This window comes from Paenibacillus sp. FSL R10-2788 (assembly GCF_038003885.1).
Classification (GTDB): Bacteria; Bacillota; Bacilli; order Paenibacillales; family Paenibacillaceae; genus Paenibacillus_AQ; species Paenibacillus_AQ odorifer.
This window is the reverse complement of record NZ_JBBOQA010000001.1, coordinates 644017-663626: the sequence shown is the minus strand read 5'-3', so window position 1 is coordinate 663626 and position 19610 is coordinate 644017. Positions and strand designations below refer to the sequence as shown.

17 protein-coding genes are annotated in these 19610 nt (G+C 45.4%); 5 read left to right on the top strand and 12 right to left on the bottom strand.

Going from position 1 to position 19610, the window contains the following annotated elements:
• Positions 1-424: 424 nt before the first annotated feature.
• The 3 genes from NSQ50_RS02950 to NSQ50_RS02940 all read right to left on the bottom strand — a co-directional run bounded on the left by NSQ50_RS02950 (position 425) and on the right by NSQ50_RS02940 (position 3924).
• On the bottom strand, positions 425-1684 hold the full coding sequence (locus NSQ50_RS02950) for an ABC transporter permease (protein ID WP_076223361.1): 1260 nt from the start codon (positions 1682-1684) through the stop codon (positions 425-427).
• Positions 1681-2421 (bottom strand): ABC transporter ATP-binding protein, encoded by a 741-nt coding sequence (locus tag NSQ50_RS02945; RefSeq protein ID WP_036676805.1) that lies wholly within the window; start codon positions 2419-2421, stop codon positions 1681-1683. The genes NSQ50_RS02950 and NSQ50_RS02945 overlap by 4 nt, the downstream gene beginning before the upstream one ends.
• Positions 2422-2580: 159 nt before the next feature.
• A complete protein-coding gene (locus NSQ50_RS02940) occupies positions 2581-3924 on the bottom strand; it encodes an MFS transporter (RefSeq protein ID WP_076141870.1) in 1344 nt (447 codons plus the stop codon).
• Positions 3925-4273: 349 nt separating this feature from the next.
• Between NSQ50_RS02940 and NSQ50_RS02935 the strand changes: the two genes are divergently transcribed.
• Positions 4274-4741 carry a MarR family winged helix-turn-helix transcriptional regulator gene (locus NSQ50_RS02935; protein WP_036676802.1) on the top strand — a complete coding sequence of 156 codons (468 nt, stop codon included), beginning with the start codon at positions 4274-4276 and terminating at the stop codon, positions 4739-4741.
• A 588-nt stretch (positions 4742-5329) separates the two neighbouring features.
• On the opposite strand, the gene NSQ50_RS02930 is transcribed toward NSQ50_RS02935, so the two are convergent.
• The 4 genes from NSQ50_RS02930 to NSQ50_RS02915 form a co-directional block, all read right to left on the bottom strand.
• Positions 5330-5470: a hypothetical protein gene (locus NSQ50_RS02930; protein WP_179088401.1), complete on the bottom strand. Its 141-nt coding sequence runs from the start codon at positions 5468-5470 to the stop codon at positions 5330-5332.
• Positions 5471-5495: 25 nt separating this feature from the next.
• On the bottom strand, positions 5496-7004 hold the full coding sequence (locus NSQ50_RS02925) for an MDR family MFS transporter (RefSeq protein ID WP_076101386.1): 1509 nt from the start codon (positions 7002-7004) through the stop codon (positions 5496-5498).
• A gap of 30 nt (positions 7005-7034) precedes the next feature.
• The gene (locus tag NSQ50_RS02920; RefSeq protein WP_076105960.1) at positions 7035-7589 is read right to left on the bottom strand and encodes a GNAT family N-acetyltransferase; all 555 of its coding nucleotides are present in this window, start codon (positions 7587-7589) and stop codon (positions 7035-7037) included.
• A 184-nt stretch (positions 7590-7773) separates the two neighbouring features.
• A complete protein-coding gene (locus tag NSQ50_RS02915; RefSeq protein WP_036676794.1) occupies positions 7774-8055 on the bottom strand; it encodes a hypothetical protein in 282 nt (93 codons plus the stop codon).
• A gap of 228 nt (positions 8056-8283) precedes the next feature.
• Here NSQ50_RS02915 and NSQ50_RS02910 point away from each other — a divergent pair, with 228 nt between their 5' ends.
• On the top strand, positions 8284-8763 hold the full coding sequence (locus NSQ50_RS02910; protein ID WP_036676791.1) for a GAF domain-containing protein: 480 nt from the start codon (positions 8284-8286) through the stop codon (positions 8761-8763).
• A gap of 86 nt (positions 8764-8849) precedes the next feature.
• Here the strand turns inward: NSQ50_RS02910 and NSQ50_RS02905 are convergent, their stop codons facing one another.
• From NSQ50_RS02905 to NSQ50_RS02895, 3 genes are all read right to left on the bottom strand, one after another.
• Positions 8850-11282: a glycogen/starch/alpha-glucan phosphorylase gene (locus tag NSQ50_RS02905; protein ID WP_038568597.1), complete on the bottom strand. Its 2433-nt coding sequence runs from the start codon at positions 11280-11282 to the stop codon at positions 8850-8852.
• Positions 11283-11382: 100 nt separating this feature from the next.
• Entirely contained in the window at positions 11383-12486 is a 1104-nt protein-coding gene (gene glgD / locus NSQ50_RS02900; RefSeq protein ID WP_036676786.1) for a glucose-1-phosphate adenylyltransferase subunit GlgD, read from the bottom strand.
• Positions 12487-12608: 122 nt separating this feature from the next.
• Positions 12609-13772 (bottom strand): glucose-1-phosphate adenylyltransferase, encoded by a 1164-nt coding sequence (locus NSQ50_RS02895; RefSeq protein WP_038568594.1) that lies wholly within the window; start codon positions 13770-13772, stop codon positions 12609-12611.
• 475 nt (positions 13773-14247) lie between these two features.
• Between NSQ50_RS02895 and NSQ50_RS02890 the strand changes: the two genes are divergently transcribed.
• From NSQ50_RS02890 to NSQ50_RS02880, 3 genes are all read left to right on the top strand, one after another.
• Complete coding sequence (locus tag NSQ50_RS02890; protein ID WP_038568592.1) at positions 14248-14931, top strand: response regulator transcription factor; 684 nt, start codon at positions 14248-14250, stop codon at positions 14929-14931.
• Positions 14928-16511 carry a sensor histidine kinase gene (locus NSQ50_RS02885; protein ID WP_076141868.1) on the top strand — a complete coding sequence of 528 codons (1584 nt, stop codon included), beginning with the start codon at positions 14928-14930 and terminating at the stop codon, positions 16509-16511. The genes NSQ50_RS02890 and NSQ50_RS02885 overlap by 4 nt, the downstream gene beginning before the upstream one ends.
• Before the next feature lie 167 nt (positions 16512-16678).
• Positions 16679-17245, top strand: a complete 567-nt coding sequence (locus NSQ50_RS02880; RefSeq protein WP_036676776.1) for an FAD-dependent oxidoreductase — start codon at positions 16679-16681, stop codon at positions 17243-17245.
• A gap of 392 nt (positions 17246-17637) precedes the next feature.
• Here NSQ50_RS02880 and galU read toward each other — a convergent pair whose 3' ends face one another.
• Both galU and NSQ50_RS02870 read right to left on the bottom strand, forming a co-directional pair.
• On the bottom strand, positions 17638-18558 hold the full coding sequence (galU, locus tag NSQ50_RS02875; RefSeq protein WP_218641097.1) for a UTP--glucose-1-phosphate uridylyltransferase GalU: 921 nt from the start codon (positions 18556-18558) through the stop codon (positions 17638-17640).
• A gap of 18 nt (positions 18559-18576) precedes the next feature.
• A complete protein-coding gene (locus tag NSQ50_RS02870; RefSeq protein WP_076223364.1) occupies positions 18577-19563 on the bottom strand; it encodes a glycosyltransferase family 2 protein in 987 nt (328 codons plus the stop codon).
• Positions 19564-19610: the final 47 nt, after the last annotated feature.

The following is a 19610-nucleotide window of genomic DNA, read 5'->3' as shown; positions in this document are numbered from 1 at the left end:
CCTCCAAGCAGCTTACTGCTTTGAAAATGGCGGACCGTGCGATTCTCTCATTAATTAGAGAATCGCTCCTCTGTTTTGGGTTCGTTAGCTATGTGGAGCGTCTGCCTAATCAGCTACTGCGGCTTCGGACCCAGATGACGTTATTTGCGTATTTTTCACCTTATTGGCAGGGTTTCGGACTCCAACGACGCTATTCCTTATAATGAGGCTCATATATGGTGTTTTTCATGGCAATAGCAACTATGGAGTCCGTTAGCATCCCAAAAGTGGAAAAATAGTATGTTTAGGGGCAGCTGTGTCCGATAGGCTAGCTAGGTACCTCATACGTACGTGCGTGCAATAGATCGAATCAAGACAAAAAAAGAAGAGTGCCCCAGCAGCCTTTTTACGGCTTATGGGGCACTCTTCCGTTCTATTTATATCTTTATTTCGCTAAGCGAAATGTTCCAAATATTCTAGAGCTAAACAGTGCAACGATATAACCTAGCGGGATGAACAGGATAATCCCAAACCATCCATATAAGGAAATACAGATCAGCGCAGAACAAATGATTGAAAAAGGAAACAGTAAGATAGGGACCGCACGCAGCCCCGCTTCGGCTTTTTGTTCTTTCGTAAACGGCAGAATTCCGATGTAATCATCTCCCACGAATAACAACCAGAACGACAACAGCCAATTGGTCATGAGGGAAATTAAAACTATAAAACCCAGCCATTTGAACCCTGATGGAATGATAAATATCGCTAGAAGGGACACAGCAGTAAACGATAAGTAGAGCTTTAAATGGGCAGGATTCCGTACAAGTGCCTTAATCGCTGCCGCAGAGAAACGGCTCTCGGCAGTTTTTGATTTTAGCAAAGGCTGTGATTTCCGGAAAATCCACGGCTTATGGCGGGTCGGACGTGGCTTATCCAGTACGCCGCGGAGCAATAGGGCCGCTATTTTCATCCGCTGCTTATAATCTTCACGCACATCGTTCATGAATGTCCCACGCATCACTATACGCCGCTGAAGAGCGATTACCGCTACGACTGCAAAGAGTGCTGCAATCAGCAGCATAAAAACTGGACGGTTGTTCCAAAACGCAGCTGCACGGAAATAAATCCCACAGGGAACGGAGATGGCCAGAATCAGCCACAGCCAGCGCCGCCAGCCTTGCTTTTGTACTTTTACAATATGCCCAAGTAATTTAACGCACCAGCTACATGCCAGAGTCAGAGCGAACAGCGCCCATACCTCGGATGACAGCATTCCATATCCCCGAACCAGGAAAGGTAATAACAGCACAAAAGCTACACAGAACTTCAACGATGTTACGATCAGGCTGTACAGCAACCCGCGAAACATGATCGTATATATCCATCGCTGCCGTTGTCTTAGAAATAATAGATCCCCTTCCTGCAATAATAGCACCAGTCCACCTCTACAGAGCAGGAGCACTAATAATGAAGGAATCAACATAAACGGCAAATCTGCACTCCAAGCTGGCAGTGCCTCATTCCAGAACCCGTAATATAACCGTCCTCCCAGAAATCCTCCGGGAATCAGTATATATAACAGCACAGTCCAATCGGCTGCCGTACGAATAATAGCAGATTGCTCACGCCAATGAGAAAATAATCGCCGCCAGAATAGCTTTTTGGAGGTAGGAAAAGCAAACCCTCGCTGCTTCTGCTTACTCATGTCAGTTCGTCGAAGCAATCAAACAACGACGCCTCCGGCAGCCCAGCATAATCACGTATATCTTCAAGCGTTCCTGCAGCGGCAACCCTGCCACCCGAGATCAGCACAAAATCATCGCAAATTTTCTCAGCAGTATCCAATACATGCGTAGACATTAATACACCAGCTCCGCGCTGCCGCTCCGCTTCCAGCAGTCGCAGGAAATCTTTAGTGGCCCGAGGATCCAAGCCGATAAAAGGCTCGTCCACAATATAAACATCCGGCTGTACCAAAAAGCCCAGCATCAGCATCATTTTCTGTTTCATACCCTTAGAGAAGCCAGCTGGAAGATCATCACGGACATGATTCATACCGAACTGCTTCAGTAATCTCTCCGCCGTTTCTTGAAACTGCTCATATTTTAGTCCATAAGCAGCAGCAGCCAAATCTAAGTGCTCCCATAAGGTCAGATCCTCATAAAACACCGGCTGCTCCGGTACATAAGCATAGGACTTATTAACTCCATTAAAGGAGACCTTAGCTTTGGTATTCTTAAGCAAACCGAGCAATGTTTTGATTGTAGTACTTTTTCCCGCACCATTTGGTCCGATCAGTCCGAGCAGCTGTCCACGCCGCACCTGAAATGAAATATCGAATATGCATGGGGCACCTGCTTCATAGCCTGCTTCATCGATCTCAACATCGAGTACAATCTCTTCGTCGCTCTCGGTATCCCCTGTTATTTCTACATTCTCCATATTCGCCAACTCCTAAATATTTCTTATAAATATTATTATCGAAATTCCAATCCAGAAAGATAGCTTCTCTAATCGTACTATATATACTTTCTCCAAGGAAGCATACTGATTTTTTCACAGCTAAGAGAACTACTCTTATATTTAAAAAGAAACCTCCCATTAAAGAGAGGTCTGTCCGAGAAGCTCTAGGTTATTTGTTGCTGAAATTCCTTCCTCACGTTTAATTGCCGCTTCATCTCTCCGCTCGATTTTACCACGCAGCATTAACAGCAACACTCCAAGCAGGGCTGTAAGCGTACCAGAGAGAATGAACGCCGGGACAGGTCCTGACGCTGTAACTAAAGCCCCACCGGCTACAGGTCCCAAGATAACAGCCGCACTTGTTAGACTGCCTATAGTTCCAAATACACGGCCCGTGTATTCCGCAGGGGTCCGCTGTTGCAGCATAGAATTGAAGGGAATAAACGCAAGGCCTGCTCCCACACCAGCAAACATAAAAGAACCAAACAAAGCGATGTTCATCCAGAGTCCAGCCTGACCGTGGGCAGTTACAATTCCTGCACTTGAGAAAACAACCCCCATAATTACAGCTCCCAATCCCATGAAGACGAGCGTATGTTTACCACTGCCTATACGGCTTACAAGCAGGGCTGACAGTAAGGTGCCAAGACCACTGGCTGCCACACACCAACCCAGCAGATCTCCGTTCACACCCGGAATTTCCCGGAATAACGTTACAATCTGCGAATCACCAATTTGCAGCATTAACAGCACTAGCACCAGCATAGCAATCCCGCAAAGTACTACAGGCATTCCCACGATCACCTGCAGACCCGCCGACATTTCTTGGCGAAAAGACTTCCGAGCACCATTCTCCCCTGTGCTATCCTCTGCTGCATCTTTCTTCAGTGCAGCCGTACGCGGCAGTCCTATTAAGATGACCGCCGATAAAATGAAGGTAGCCGAGTCAATCACATAACAAGCAGCAATACCAAATGCGGCAACCAGCAGTCCACCGAGAGCAGGACCTACAATTTTAGTTATTTGTTCAATAGATGAGCTAAGCGCCATGGCTTTATCCATCTGGGCCGCAGGGACAAGCTCCTTGAGCTTTCCGCTTTTGGCTGGTGAAAAGAGTACATCCATGATCCCTTTAGCTACCAACAGGACATATACCTGCCAGAGAGAACCTGCAAATACCAAACAAACAACGATTCCGGCACGAGCTAGATCGGAACCAATCATCAGCGCCTTGCGGTTAAAACGATCACTTAAATAACCTGCAAACGGCCCTCCCAAGAGCAACGGCACAGCCATACATAAAGATATAGCCGTAATTTCCCACGGTGTAGCATTCCATTTAAAACCTACCATTGTCAGTAGCGCTAGTATATGCAACCAGTCTCCCACATTCGATACAAGCTGTGCGGCAATAAGCAGCATAAAGGGCTTATTCGCCGTCAGCTTTCCTTCTTTTGAATCATGAGCCAGCTGTTCCTCCATCTTACTTCACTCCCCGTTACTATTTCTCGATGAAGTAATAGTAAAATATTGGAGAACATCAATCATCCGTCTGGAGGCGTAAATAGCGCTTGAACCTAAGGCTGAAATTCTTATCCTTTCAAAGACTGAAATCAAAAAAACCTTCGTTTTTACCGTATTTAAAAAATTGTTTGATTTTTAATAATTAAAAGTGTGCTCATTGTGACAAATCACATGTTCTTCATTCGCTCTTTCACGTATTCTAAGGTTATCTCAAGGTTCGTTGCACAGGTAACCCGTGCACTAATGACTATTGATTGCAAACTGTGCGATGAGTTCACACATGATTAACGATAGAGGGTGGAGAAGCATGATACAATCTTACGAACGTGATACGCAATTAACACTACATTTGTACCGGGTATTTGCCAAATCTTTTAAGAGCATTAATGAACATGCTGTTACCGGCAGCAAAATTGAAGGTTTTAATCCGACTGCCTTTGCCGTTATGGAAGTGTTGTACTATAAGGGACCACAACCCATTCAACAAATTGGCGCCAAGCTGCTGCTGCAAAGCGGCAACGTTACTTACGTAATCGATAAGCTTGAGGAACGCGGCTATTTGCAGCGTAAGCCTTGTCCGAGCGATCGCCGCGTGATTTTTGCGGAGCTGACTACGGAAGGTGAACGTCTCATGAATGAGATGTATCCGAAATATTCAGAACGCCTGCATCTTGCTTTCAGCGGTCTGAATGATGATGAGAAGGAACAAATGATTGTTCTCCTCAAAAAGATGGGTCTACAAGCTGAGAAGCTATCCCCTCTTCCCCGTAAGTAAGAGTCCCTTGTTTATGTGTTACAGACAAGCTGTTATTGATTTCTGTTAATGTTAAAAAGAAAACCAATAGGCGATTCTCCGATTTATTTGAGAATCGCCTATTGGTTTTTTTGTTCTGCGCCGGCTTACTTGAGCAGATGATCGGTAAGTCGATGCCGAAGACGGACTTTGAGGTCCGCTTTTGGCAACCCTCGGATCATAGTCATCCTTATTCGGCAGGACTTGCAAGCACGCTTCCGATTGGGCGTCCCTTTCAGCTGACCGTTACTATCGCTCTCGGTAAAATTCACTTTTGATGTAACTCGCTATATTTTCAGCGCCGGATCTTGATGAACCTGAGCAGTAACTTAGGGAATAACTGCATTCTATACAGCTATTTCGTATGCAAATCCGCTCATTCTAACTTTAAGTGTATTCTGTACAATTAAAAACCAGACAAACCACCCCTAGGCGAGTAAATCAAGAAAATAGGTGTACTAAATACAGCTATATCCATTGAAAAAGTTACCAGCAGGATTATAGTTGTACGAAATACAACTAAACGCGTCTATCCACTGCTTCCATCGACTCTCTACTCTAGAGGTTACATCAATCTGGCGTGCCACCGTCCGTTATTCCGTGCGTGATTCCATGTGCTACTCCGTCCGTTAGTCCATGTGTCTCTCCATGCGTCATTCTATGTGTCACTCCGTACGCCACTCCAAGAGTCAATTCGTATGGTTCAACCACTTTAACACGCTATCTACCTAATAAGTTATGCCTTTTTCAAGGACGATGTAGCATCCTCTACTGAAGGCACACCCTTGCGCAAACCCCAGGATATTATCAGCGACAAAACAGCGAAAACTGCCATTACGATAAATAATGAATGAAGACCACCTTCAAGGGCATCACGCAGACTATTTGATACTTCCCCAGACAGGTTAGTTCCTGCATGCGATCCAAGCAGCTTATTAATATCATCCCCTGAGATGTTCGAATCCGGTTGTTTTCTTAACAGCTTATCAATATTCAAGTTCAGCCAGGAACCAAAAATAGCCACCCCAACAGTCTGTCCTAAAGAACGCGTGAACGCATTAAGCGCTGTAGATGCTCCCCGTTGCTCATACGCAACAGAGGACTGCGCAATAATCGTAAAGACTGTAGAAGAATACCCAAAGCCAACTCCACAGACCAGCATCAAGCATAAAAGCAGCAGCTGTGAAGACTCACCTGTTAAGAAAGCCAGGCCAATAGCCCCGGCAGCGATCATAATCAATCCAAGCATTGCGGTTCGACGCGAACCCGCTTTTAGAATCATCCGCCCTCCGGCGATCGAACCAAACATCCAGCCTACCGACATCGGCGCCAGTAGCAAACCTGAGATGGCGGCGCTTTTTCCGGATACACCCTGCACCCATAATGGCACATACGTAGAAAGCCCAATAATTAATGTGCTTACCAGCAGGTTAGCGCCAGTAGACACCGCTATGTTGCGGTTCGAGAATAGACCCAGCGGCAACATAGGTTCAGGAGCACGACGCTCCACAAAGAAAAATAAGACTAGCAGGATAACAGCCACACTTAGAGTTGCGATTAGCAGTGGGGATGTCCACTCCAGATTCTGTCCACCTGTGGAGAGACCGAAGAGCAATGCGCCCATACCAGCAGCGAACAGCAGCACCCCTGCCACATCAATTTGTGCTTTCCGACGTACCTTCTCTTCCTTCAGATAGCGGGCAATAAATACCATTGCTAATAAACCGAATGGCAGATTAAAAACAAATACCCAGCGCCAGCTTAGGTAATCTACTACATATCCCCCAAGAAGAGGACCTACCAAAGAGGAAATCCCCCATACAGAGCTAAGTAATCCTTGTGTCTTCGCTCTCTCCTCGATACTGTAAATATCCCCGATGATGGTAAAGGTCATTGGAATGAGCGCACCCGCGCCAATCCCCTGTATTGCCCGGAACAGGATCAGCTGCTCCATACTTTGCGAAATACCGCATAATAACGAGCCTAATAAAAAAACAGCTGCTCCCCACATGAACACCGGCTTGCGTCCAAAGAGATCACTGATTTTGCCGAAAATAGGAGTAGTAATAGCCATTGCCAGCAAATAAGAAGTGAATATCCAGCTAAGCCACTGCATTCCCTGAAATTCACCTACGATAGCTGGACCCGCTGGTCCTGTTACCGTTCCTTCAATCGCAGCCAGAAAGGTAGCTAGCAGCACCCCTATCAGTATTAATTTACGTTCTAAATCCCCTGTTGACTTCAATGTTCCAAACCCTCTCTTTATGTAATAAAATCATTCCCATTCCCCACGTAGAAGCGCATGTAGGGTCACATCCTGAAAGCCGGAAGGTGTCTGGCGATATTGACGCAGTATACCTTCCTTCTGAAAGCCGAGCGTTTGAACCAGCCTCTCCGCACGATTATTATCAGGATGACACAGCGCTTCTATCCGATTCAGCCCCATCCTATTAAAGCCGAAGTCGAGCACTAAACCAAGCGCTTCTTTCATATATCCAAGTCCCCAAAAGGCAGGCGCCAGATCGCAGCCAATTTCCCCGCGGTAAGCTCCCTGCAACTGCCAATAGTTATAACCGCAGCTCCCTATAACTTCACCTTCGGGTCCTACAATACTCCAGCGCAAGCTCTCCTCTTCCTGAGCCATCTGTAATAAAAAAGCAATCAGTTGCTTAGTCTCTTCTATAGAGGATAATGCTGGAGCCCCCAGCCAGCGGGTGACCTCTGGATGAGACCAGATCTGATATAATGCTGAAGCATGCTCAGTAGTCATAGCGCACAGCTTCAATCTACTGCCGACCAGTGTGGGTATCACTCCATTGCAGATATACAAATCTCTGCCCCCCTTCAACTTATCAATTATACATCATTCAAGAGTATATCCTTAAGATAAAAGTTCTAAATTCTTTAACATTGAAAAGAACAAATTCTACGCGTTAACATAAAAAGACGTCTGCATCAGGGGGCATACACTCCCTTAATACAGACGCTTTTTATTAAACTTAACTACAATGATTTCATTCCGCTTCATGAATAACTTCACTGCATAACACCTGAAGTTTGGCTCGAATATCCTTGAACTCTTCAATTCCAGTCCCCGTAATACTGTACCCTTCGGTATGGGCAGTCAGAAAGTTGTCCAGTGTCAGCTTTTCCAATTCCTGTTTCACTTCGCGTTCTCCTACACGATACCCCAGATCTTCAAGTCCGAGCAGCATCTCTGAGATCGTCACATCTTTATCCCGTGCACAATAAAGCATATGAATTCCTATGAACAAGTTCTGTACATCAGCGCGCATATTCCACCTCTTCCGGCTATATAGCCTTCGGTATTTATACTAGCATTACCCTCTGACCGATCCTCGGAAACATTATTGTGGCTGTTGCGCATTTCATGGACTTCAAGGAACATTCCATATTGTTACAGATTGGTATTGTCGCTTGACGTATCATGTCTAGCTGTACTATGTTGATAATTACAGTTAGGAGTTCATATTTGAATTTAAAGTACAGGAAGGTGATGCTTCATGTTTCAAGCTATGCCTTACGATGGAACACGCAACGAGCAGTTTGAAGCGGTTCTAATCCAACTAGAAGCATTAGTAAAGGACGAACCAAGTGCTACGGCCAACCTGGCCAATGCTTCGGCACTGCTTAAACACGCTATGCCGGATACGAATTGGGCCGGTTTTTATTTATTTGATGGCAAGGAGCTTGTGCTCGGACCTTTCCAAGGTCTTCCTGCCTGCATCCGCATCCCGTTGTCTCGTGGAGTCTGCGGAACGGCTGCTGCGGAACGACGCACGCTAGTAGTTGGAGATGTCCATGCATTCCCGGGACATATCGCCTGTGACGCCGCTTCAAACAGCGAAATTGTTGTCCCGCTGATCAAGGATGATCGTTTGCTTGGCGTACTCGATATCGACAGTCCGCTGAAAGATCGTTTTGATGATGAGGAACGCCGGTTCCTAGAGCGGTTCGCTGCCCTGGTATCGGAAGTTATCTAAAGCAGCTCTGCCTTATAAAGCATAAGAAATAGGCTGTCTCATTTGTAGGAATCTCCTACTTATAAGACAGCCTAATCTTGTTGAGCCTATAGCCGTACCGGACTGATATTCCAAATCTCCGCGGCGTAGCGGCTAATCGTATTATCGCTAGAGAATTTACCGGAATGACCAATATTTATAATAGACTTCTTCAGCCATTCCTGACGGTTGCGGTATGCCCGGTCAATCTCGACATGAGTCTCGACATAACTTGCGAAATCCTTAAGTACAAAGAATTCATCGTTATTATCCAAAAGAGAATGGAAAATGGTCTCAAACTCCGCACCATGACAGCATATAGGTCCCGGATTAACCAACTGATCCAATACTTCCTTCACACGACTATCCCCATTGTAGATATCACGTGCGTGATAGCCGCCATGCTGATAATAATCCATTACCTGCTCAGCACGAAGACCGAACAGGAACATATTGTTGTCCCCTACCATCTCATGCATTTCCACGTTAGCGCCGTCCATCGTACCTACGGTCAATGCACCGTTCATCATAAACTTCATATTCCCCGTGCCGGAGGCCTCTTTACTCGCAGTAGAGATCTGTTCACTAATATCCGCAGCAGGAATGATTTTCTCGGCCAAAGATACTGAATAATTCTCAAGGAAAAAGATACGAATCTTGCCTCTAACATCCGGATCTTTGTTGACAGCTTCTGCCACAGTATTGATCAGCTTGATAATTCGTTTCGCCAAATGATAGCTTGGTGCCGCCTTTGCTCCGAATATAAACGTGCGCGGTACCATATCCATCGAAGGATTATCTTTGATTTGGTTGTACATATGCAGAATATGCAAAATATTAAGCAGCTGCCGCTTATAAGCATGCAGGCGCTTCACCTGAACATCAAAAATAGAGTCGGGGTCTACATGTACCGAATGCTTGCTGTAGATGTATTCAGCCAACTTGAGCTTATTCCGCCGTTTAATGCTGGCCACTTGTTCTTGGAAGGAAGCATCCTCACAATATTTAATCAAGCCAATCATCTCTTGCGGATGGCTCATCCAGCGGGTTCCTATCGATTGATTGATTAGGTTAGCCAGATCCGGATTGGCATGCATCAGCCAACGCCGGTGAGTAATCCCATTCGTCTTATTATTGAAGCGGTGCGGGTACATTTCATTAAAGAGCCGCATTTCGCGTTTCATCAATATTTCTGTATGCAGCGCCGCTACCCCATTGACACTATGGCTCGCCACAATCGCCAGATGGGCCATGCGAACCTGATCGTCATGAATAATCGCCATCTGTGAAATCCGGTCCTGATCACCGGGATAACGGCTCATCAGCTCGCCGCAGAAGCGGGCATTGATCTCTTCAATAATAAGAAAAATACGTGGAAGCAAGTCCCTGACCATTTGAATAGGCCATTTCTCCAGCGCTTCGCTCAAGATCGTATGATTAGTATAGGACACCATACGAGTTGTAATACTCCACGCCTCATCCCATCCTAATCCATGTACATCCATCAGAATCCGCAGCAATTCAGGGATTACAAGCGTCGGATGTGTATCATTGATATGAAGTGCAACCTTGTCGGGCAACGATTGTATAGGGAGTCCAAGCTTTCCAAAGGTTCGCAGAATACTTTGCAGGCCAGCACTGCAGAGGAAGTATTGCTGCTTCAACCGCAACAGCTTGCCTTCGTATTGTGAATCATCCGGATACAGAAACTCCGAGATGGATTCTACGGAACGCTTATATTCCAGGAATTTATGATAGTCTGAACCCGCAAAAGAGCCAAATGTTCTCGCTGGCTGAGTGATGGACTCCGCACTCCAGTTGCGCAGTGTATTCACATGCCGCCGATCTGCACCAATGATAGGCACATCATACGGAACTGCACGAACGGCCTCATATTGACTATGCTCAAAGATAAGCCGCCCGTTCTCCTCGCGAGTCTCAATCACGCCCCAGAACCTTACTTCTACCTGCTTGTCTTCACGACGCACTTCCCATACATTATCATTTTGCAGCCAGTAATCGGGCAGTTCCACCTGATACCCGTCAACGATTTTCTGCTCGAACAAGCCGTATTTATAACGTATACCGCAACCATGCCCCGCATATTGCAGGGAGGCCAGTGAATCCAAGAAACAAGCAGCTAGACGTCCAAGTCCTCCATTGCCAAGCCCAGCGTCGGCTTCTACCTCCTCAATATCCTGCAGCGAGAAACCAAGATCGGCCAATCCCTCACGCACGACCTCCAGCACGCCCATATTCAGCAGATTGTTCCCCAGAAGTCTTCCGATCAGAAACTCCATAGAAAAATAGTATACCTGCTTATCCTTATCCGTCTTGTACTTTTGATTGGTATCCGCCCAATTTTTCCCGGCATTCTCGCGAATCATGTTGCCTAATATTTTATAGACATCAGCATTAGAGGCTTCCTCCAAAGGTTTGCCCAATTTACTGATGAGCGTCTCGCGAAACACCTGTTTGAAAGTTTCTTTATCGTTAAACAACAGCAGGTTCCTCCTGACAAAAGCTTTTTTTAGGGATGCATTAGACTATGCCTATAGATCAGATAGGTTATACTGTTTCGTTTCATCTAATCCAGTTGGTTTATATTTTGCTGCTCTTGGCGATGACGAACGGACGTTTACTATCCCCGACGAGAATTCGATTCTTACTTAAATGTACGTCTTTATCCATGATCACATTCTCAATAACAGCATCTTCCTCTATAATGCACTTCTGCATAATTACAGAATTGATGATCTTCGCTCCTTTACGTACCTGAACCCCACGAAAGATCACGCTGTTCTCCACCGTTCCAGCTATAATGCAGCCGTTAGCCACCAGTGAATTGCTGACATTTGCGCTTTCTAAATATCGGGTAGGAGCCTCATATTTAATCTTCGTCTGCACGGGACTTTCTTTGAACAGACTAAAGTAATTCTCCTGCTGAAGCAGCTCCAGACTATTCTTATAATAGCTTTCCAATGAATTAATTACGGCATGATAGCCATGATATTCATAAGCAGCGATTTTGAATTTATGGCGGTTTTTCTGAATCACATCACGGAAAAAATAACTCTCACCATGTGCAATGCAATGTTCCACCTGCTCCAGGAACAGTTTTTTCTCCATAATGAAGATATCGAGATATAAATTGGGATGATCCTTCTCATGATGGATATTGGTCACATTATTCTCTTCGTCCACTTCAATACGCTGGCATAACTCATGTTCTGGCTGCAACTGCTCTATTTTTTTGTATACTACTGTAACGTCGGCACCCTTCTCCAAATGATAGCTGTACAAGTCCTGGAGATCGATAGTATTAATATGCTGGCTACCGGAAAACACAATATATTTAGCAGATCCCCGTTTAAAAAGATCCAGATTATTATGATAATGCTGAAGGTCGCCAAGAGAAGTATCGGTGGGATCATTCCAGTCCGGAGGCAAAATAAATAGTCCCCCATGCTTGCGATTCATATCCCAAGATTTCCCGTCACCCAAATGGTCCATTAAAGAACGGTATTTACGGCGAACAAACAGGCCCACACTCTCCAGATCCGCACGCATCATATTGGAAAGCACAAAATCTATCAACCGATAACGACTGGCAAAAGGTACGGCTGCACCACAGCGGAAATAAGTGAGTTCATTTAGTTTATCGAGTTCATGATCCAGATTAATTACACCCATGAGTTGCTTCATCGGAATCCACCGTCCTCTTATAATTTATAAGAAAGTATAAGTTTCACTATATACTTTATCCTTATAAATCTCGCATAAACGCTTACCGTCCCTAGAAGGACGCCAAAGGCGTTTTAGCTTGATTATATGGTTTTGGCCACAGCTGATTTACGTTTCTTGCTTTTATTGTCGATCAGCAGAATTTCGTTCTCGTTCTCCCGCTCGATGCCTATTTCCATATAATCGTCGATTACCGTATTCTCACTAATAATCGCTTTATGAATGCGTACGTTCTTACCAATCTTAACCTTAGGCATAATTACGGAGTCCGTAATCACACTGCCTTCACCTACTTCTACGCCATAAAAAAGAACCGAGTGCTTCACTTCACCATGCACAATGCAGCCTTCATTAATAATGCATCCTGACACTTTCGCCCCAGGTGCGACATATTGGGCAGGTTGATTCGGATTGCGTGTAAATATGCGCCAGCTGGGATCATTTAGATTAAGCGGTGGATTATCGCTCAGTAAATCCATATTCGCTTCCCACAGGCTTGCTACCGTACCAACGTCTCTCCAATACCCTTCAAAAGGGTACGCAAATAAAGAGTTCCCGTCTTCCAGCATCAAAGGAATGATATCTTTACCAAAATCGTGAGATGATCCTATATTCTCTCCGTCCTCCAGTAAATGCTTGCGGAGAATTTCCCATTTAAAGATGTACACACCCATAGAAGCTAGCGTGCTTTTTGGCTGTGCAGGCTTTTCCTCAAATTCGTAAATTTTCAGATCGTCCTCCGTATTTAAGATTCCAAATCGACTTGCTTCCTCCAGCGGAACGTCAATCACAGAAATCGTGCAATCTGCGTTTCTCTCCTTGTGGTATTGCAGCATAGCATGATAATCCATTTTATAAATGTGATCACCGGATAGAATAAGGACATGCTCGGGGTCGAACTGATCTACAAATTTAAGATTTCGATAAATCGCATCGGCTGTTCCCCGATACCAGCTGCTTCCATTCTCACGTTCATGCGGTGGCAATACGAATACTCCACCATTCTTACGGTTCAAATCCCAATCACTGCCTACTCCGATGTAAGAATGTAGTATAAGTGGCTCATACTGTGTCAATACACCGACAGTATCAATACCCGAATTGGAGCAGTTACTTAAAGGAAAGTCGATGATCCGATAAGTGCCCCCAAAATAGACAGCGGGCTTGGCAAGCGATTTGGTTAAACCTTTCAATCTTTTGCCTTGGCCTCCAGCCAATAGCATGGCTACCATTTCTTTTTTCTTCATGGAAAAGCCTCCCTTGACTTATGGGTAATATAAAGTTCAGCAAACCTAGGATGAATGAACAGAATTCCAGAAAGAAGTGAATTAGAAAAGAAATACACCAGAAAGAAATGAGCCTTGATAGGAAGATGACAAAGTTGAAAAAACGAGGAAGGAAATTTTACACGTTCGGATGATCTAACCTAAAATAGGGAGAGCATTCTCCAAAATCAGGAGCCTGAATCAGGAGATTATCCTTATTGTAAAGTGTTCTATATTCTTCGTCAAAACCCTTTATCGCAATTCCGAAAATCCGGAATTTTTAACCCTGTTTGTCATTAAACACGTTAATATTCCTTATAACTAGATTAACCAATTTAAAGCCATGTGAAAGAAATTCGCTCATTTATTCTAGAAAAAGTATCCTCCGGTCTTCAGCAAACATTCAACCGGATATGGCATAATGAAGCTATCTATCACCGATTTGGAGGAACCTATGATGAAAGCAGTACAAGGAGTTCGACTTCTGCTCGTAGATGATGAGCCTCATATATTACAGTTCCTGGAACTGGGTCTCCTTAATGAAGGTTTTGAAGTAAGAACCGCGTCGGACGGGCTAAGCGCCATTTCAATTGCAGCTGAATTCAAGCCCCATGTAGCTATCCTGGATGTTATGATGCCGGGTATGGATGGATTCGAGGTATGTCACTATCTGCGCTCGGAAGAGACAGAGGTAGCTGTCATCATGCTTACTGCAAAAGACGAAGTGGATGATCGCGTAAAAGGACTATCTATTGGTGCTGACGACTATATGGTCAAGCCCTTCAGCTTTGATGAATTACTAGCGCGGATCCAAGCGCGGCTGCGGAATCAGTTTCCGGGGCTGCTAGGTGAGGTCCGCTGCGGTCCTTTCCGAATTGACAGCCGGCGAAAGGAAATTCGCTTCAGGGAGGAAGTACTTGAACTATCCCCTACGGAATACGAGTTATTACAGTATCTCGTTATCAATCACGGCCTTGTACTCAGCAAGCCTATGATTCTTGATAAAGTGTGGGGCTATGATTTTGGCGGTGAGGAAAATATTGTTGAGGTCTATATCCGTTCGCTTCGTGAGAAGCTCGGAGATAAGGAGCACCGTATTATCCGTACCCTGCGGGGCGCAGGCTACCGGGTGGATCTATGAGCACTCCCATCTTCAGATGGCTTCGCAGACTACCTGCACCACGTTCCCTGCGTAAACAGCTGCTTGCCACATCGTTGCTCATTCTATCAGGATTGCTGCTGCTAATTGGAGTCTTACAATATATCCTTATGCGAGATTTTATATACAGCAATAGAGCGGAGTCTATGGAAGCGCAAATACGTTCTGTCCCCCGTGAGATGTTTTTCAACTTTTTTAATTCCTATGACGAGGACACCACAGGTATAAATGACACGAACAACGAGTTTAACAGCAATTTCCCGATGGAAAGAGAAGACATGAATAAAATGCCAAGTGGGCTGCGAACTGGCGAGAACCGGCGTCCGCTTCTGCTTGATGCCCATACAACTCTCGCCATGTACAGCTCGGATGGCACCTTCAGGGATTTACAGCAATTGACCCTCTCAGATATAGCAGCACCCAGGTTGACCAATGAGCAATACGATGCGCTGCTGATTCACACCACAGATAGGGCAACAGGAAATTACAAGCTCATCCAAGCTGAAGACGGCACTGAACATCTAGCCATATTCATGAATCTTTATAGGCCTGGAAATACTAGATTGCTGCTGCAAATGAGTGTGAGCACGGGGCCATTAACGGATGTGATTATGCAGCAGCTGCTGATCTACGCAGGTTTGTCAGTGATTGCTTTATTGACTGGATTATTCCTATACTTGCCGGCCCTGCGAAAGACGTTAGTTCCTCTTTCTAATATGGGAGAATCGGCTGAGATCATTAATGCCGGTAATTTGGACATTCGGTTTCCAGTTGACCAAGGACAGGCCGAGATCGACAAGCTTGCTCATTCATTCAATGGTATGCTCGAACGTCTCGAAATATCCTTTCATAATGAACGGGAGGCCAAGGAGCAGATGCGCAGGTTCGCTGCCGATGCTTCTCACGAGCTTAGAACTCCGCTTACCTCAATACACGGTTTTCTTGAGGTCTTGCTGCGGGGCGCCGCCGATAATAAAGAACAGTTATATAACTCGTTGCGAAGCATGCATGGTGAATCGAAACGGATCAATAAGCTGGTCGAGGATCTGCTACTGCTCGCTCGAATGGATGGAGCTCCACAGCTGCAGATGACTGACCTGATTCTCAGCGAGGTAATTCACGAAATGAAGCCTCATCTGCTTTTGCTCGCAGATCAACGTAAAGTTACTTTTGATATCTCCTATGGTATCCGTGGTAAATATGATCCCTATAAGCTCAAGCAGGTGATTCTGAATCTGTTCCACAATGCAGTTCAGCATACCGATGCCGCGGCAGGCAGCATTCATCTCTCTTTACAAGCCGCAGGAAATCAGGCTCTCTTAAGCGTGCGGGATAATGGCTGCGGAATTCCCGCAGAGCATATCCCACATATCTTTGATCGATTCTACCGCAGTGACTCCTCTCGCACACGTAAATATGGAGGATCAGGTTTAGGCCTCTCTATCACAAAATCTATTGTCGAGGCGCATCACGGCAAGATTAGTGTAAATAGCACCGTCGGCGAGGGGACAACATTTACGGTCAGCCTGCCTTGTGAGGAAGGATTAGCCAAGGAACAGTAACAACCGTTATAATTAAGAGGAACTGGAGCATCGCTCCACAAAACTTAAGCGTATGCTTTCGTTGCCAGTTTTGCTCCACAAAACCAAGCGTATGCTTTCGTTGCCAGTTTTGCTATGTAGTCCATTCTAAGGAGCATCGCTCCACAAAACTTTTAGGAGGTAAATACATGTACGAAATCGCCGTAATTGGCGCCGGTCCTGCCGGTGCAAGCGCAGCCCTGTTCGCCGCCAAGGCGGGCAAAAAAACGCTGCTGATCGACAACGATAAGGGCATGACCCGCAGAGGTTGGTTTGAGAACTTTTATGGAATTTCCGAAGTAGGTGGTCCTGAGCTGGTCGAAACTGGGCATAAGCAAGCCGTTAAATTTGGCGCTGAGCTGGTTTCCGAGCAGGCTATCAACCTCACCTCCAGCGGCAATGGTTTTGTCATTGAAACTGAAGATGGAATTATCTATGAAGCAAAACATGTTATTCTTGCCACAGGCGCCCTTACAGATCTAGCTGCCAAAGCTGGCGTAGAGACTAAGGATGGTACAGAGCCAAGAATCAAAACTGTAGTAGCCGTTGATGCTGAAGGCAAAACGAATATCGCTGGTATTTGGGCTGCTGGTACTGTTGCTGGAGTAAGTGTACATGCCATTATTACCGCAGGCGATGGTGCGAAGGTAGCTATTAATGTAATTAGCGAGTTAAATGGCGCGCGTTACGTTGATCATGATGTGTTGAAAGCTTAATCTTCAGTACTCAAATCATAATCCGGAGGATGATTCTTAGGAATCGGTCTTCCGGATTTTTTCGTCACCAAGGAGAACCAAGTTACGAGATTTAAAAATAACTGCACTTGATGCAGCTATTTCAAACAATAACACCCACACGGCTGTTTTAAGTGTATTTTATGCAACTAAAAACAGGCTAAATGAGCATTCTAGCTAAAATGTGAAGATATAGATGTATCAAGTGCAACTAAATCGATTTGCAGCTGTCCCCCATACTTTTAATTGTATAAAGTACACCTATTTGCTCGTCCCTCACTTGCCCGTTGAACACCACACGCAAGAAAACTGCTTCAAAACCTCATGCCACCGCCAAAGCCGATGTTATGATCATTTGAAACAGTTCCTCTCCCTCAACTGTGTATACTCCGATGCAAGGAGTCCACTTCTTCTTCTCTTCCCTTAAGACTAGCAGCCAGCTCCTGCAAATACGGAACCAATAATGGGCGCAAATCCTCCCGCATCAAACCTACCTCCAGCGTGGCCTTAATGTAACCGAATTTATCACCAATATCATAACGCTTGCCGATTAAATCGAGCGCCAGCAATCCTTCATGCCGGCATACCTCGTGCAAAGCATCCGTCAGTTGATATTCACCGCCCGCTCCACGTTCGAGGTTAGCCAGCACTGTGAATATCGAAGGCTCCAAAATGTATCGCCCCATAATGGCGTATTCTGAAGGAGCTGTTTCAGGCGAGGGCTTCTCTACCAATCCTTTTACTTCATGAACTCCATTTAGTGAGCCGCTGGAGGCTATAATCCCATATTTGTTAACCTCCTGCCGTGGCACCTGCTGCACACCGACGATAGTCTGCTCATCTTGCTCATACAATCTCATCATCTGCAGCAGCGCCGGGTCCTCCGAAACCATAATATCGTCACCAAGCAGAACAGCAAAAGGTTCATCACCGATAAATTGTTCCGCACAAAGGATGGCATGGCCTAGTCCCAGCGGCTCCTTTTGCCTAATGTAATGGATGCTCGCTAGCTCACTAATTAGCTGGACTTCACGAAGTAGATCCTCTTTCCCTTTTTCCAAAAGCGTCTGCTCCAGCTCCACCGATTTATCAAAATGATCTTCAATCGACTTCTTATTACGGCCGGTCACGATGATAATACTTTCAATACCAGACCGAACGGCTTCCTCTACGATATATTGAATCGCTGGTTTATCCACAATGGGCAGCATTTCTTTTGGCTGAGCCTTAGTTGCAGGCAGGAAACGAGTGCCTAAGCCCGCGGCGGGAATGACAGCTTTTCTAATCTTCATCAGGAATCCCTCCCTTGCAGTTTATTTACGGAGATGGGTCACAGGGTGCTCACGAACATTCTTTTGCTGCCCCTTACCTTCATAGAACTCTTGGACAATATAAAGCGGACGTCCCTTAGTTTCATCATAAATCCGGCCGATATACTCACCTAGTATTCCTAGCATAATGAGTACGAAGCCATTAAAGGTCAGCGTAATTCCAATCATCGAAGCCCAGCCCTTAACGACTGAGTCTGTAAAAATTACCAGGTACAATACATACATAAGGTACAGAAAACCAGAAGCCGACAGCAGTGCGCCCAAATATCCTGCCAGCTTCAGCGGCTTATAAGAAAAGGAGGTGATTCCGTCCAAAGAGAGCTTGATCATACGTTTTAGTGGATATTTTGTTTCCCCCGTCAGACGTTCATCCCGTTCATATTCAATCGCCTTCTGACGGAAACCAACCCAGCTGACCAGTCCGCGTACGAAACGGTTTTTCTCCGGTAGACGTTTGAGCTCTTCGCAAACCCTACGATCTATGAGCCGAAAATCACCTGTATCCACAGGGATAGAAATATCGGTTGAATAACGCAGAATTCTATAAAACAGGCTGGCCGTCCACTTTTTGAATAAGGATTCACCGTTTCGCTTCACCCGTTTAGCATATACAACTTCATACCCCTTCTTCCATTCTGCAATCATGTCCAAGATCAATTCAGGCGGGTCTTGCAAATCAGCATCAATAATGACAACTGCATCCCCAAGGGCATAGTCCATTCCGGCAGTAATAGCGATCTGATGTCCAAAGTTACGTGACAAATCGATCAGCTTCACACTCTCATCCCAATAGCTATATTCCTCGATCATCTGGGCACAGTTGTCTGTGCTGCCGTCATTCACGAAGATCAGCTCATATACTTCCTCCGTCATTGCCATCACTTTTTTAATACGACGATACGTTTCCTGAATGACTGCCTCTTCATTAAACATCGGTATAATAATGGAATAGCGCACGTTGATACTCATGAGCAGCTCCTCCTTTAATTTGAATGCTGAAGCGTGCCTGCAAATGT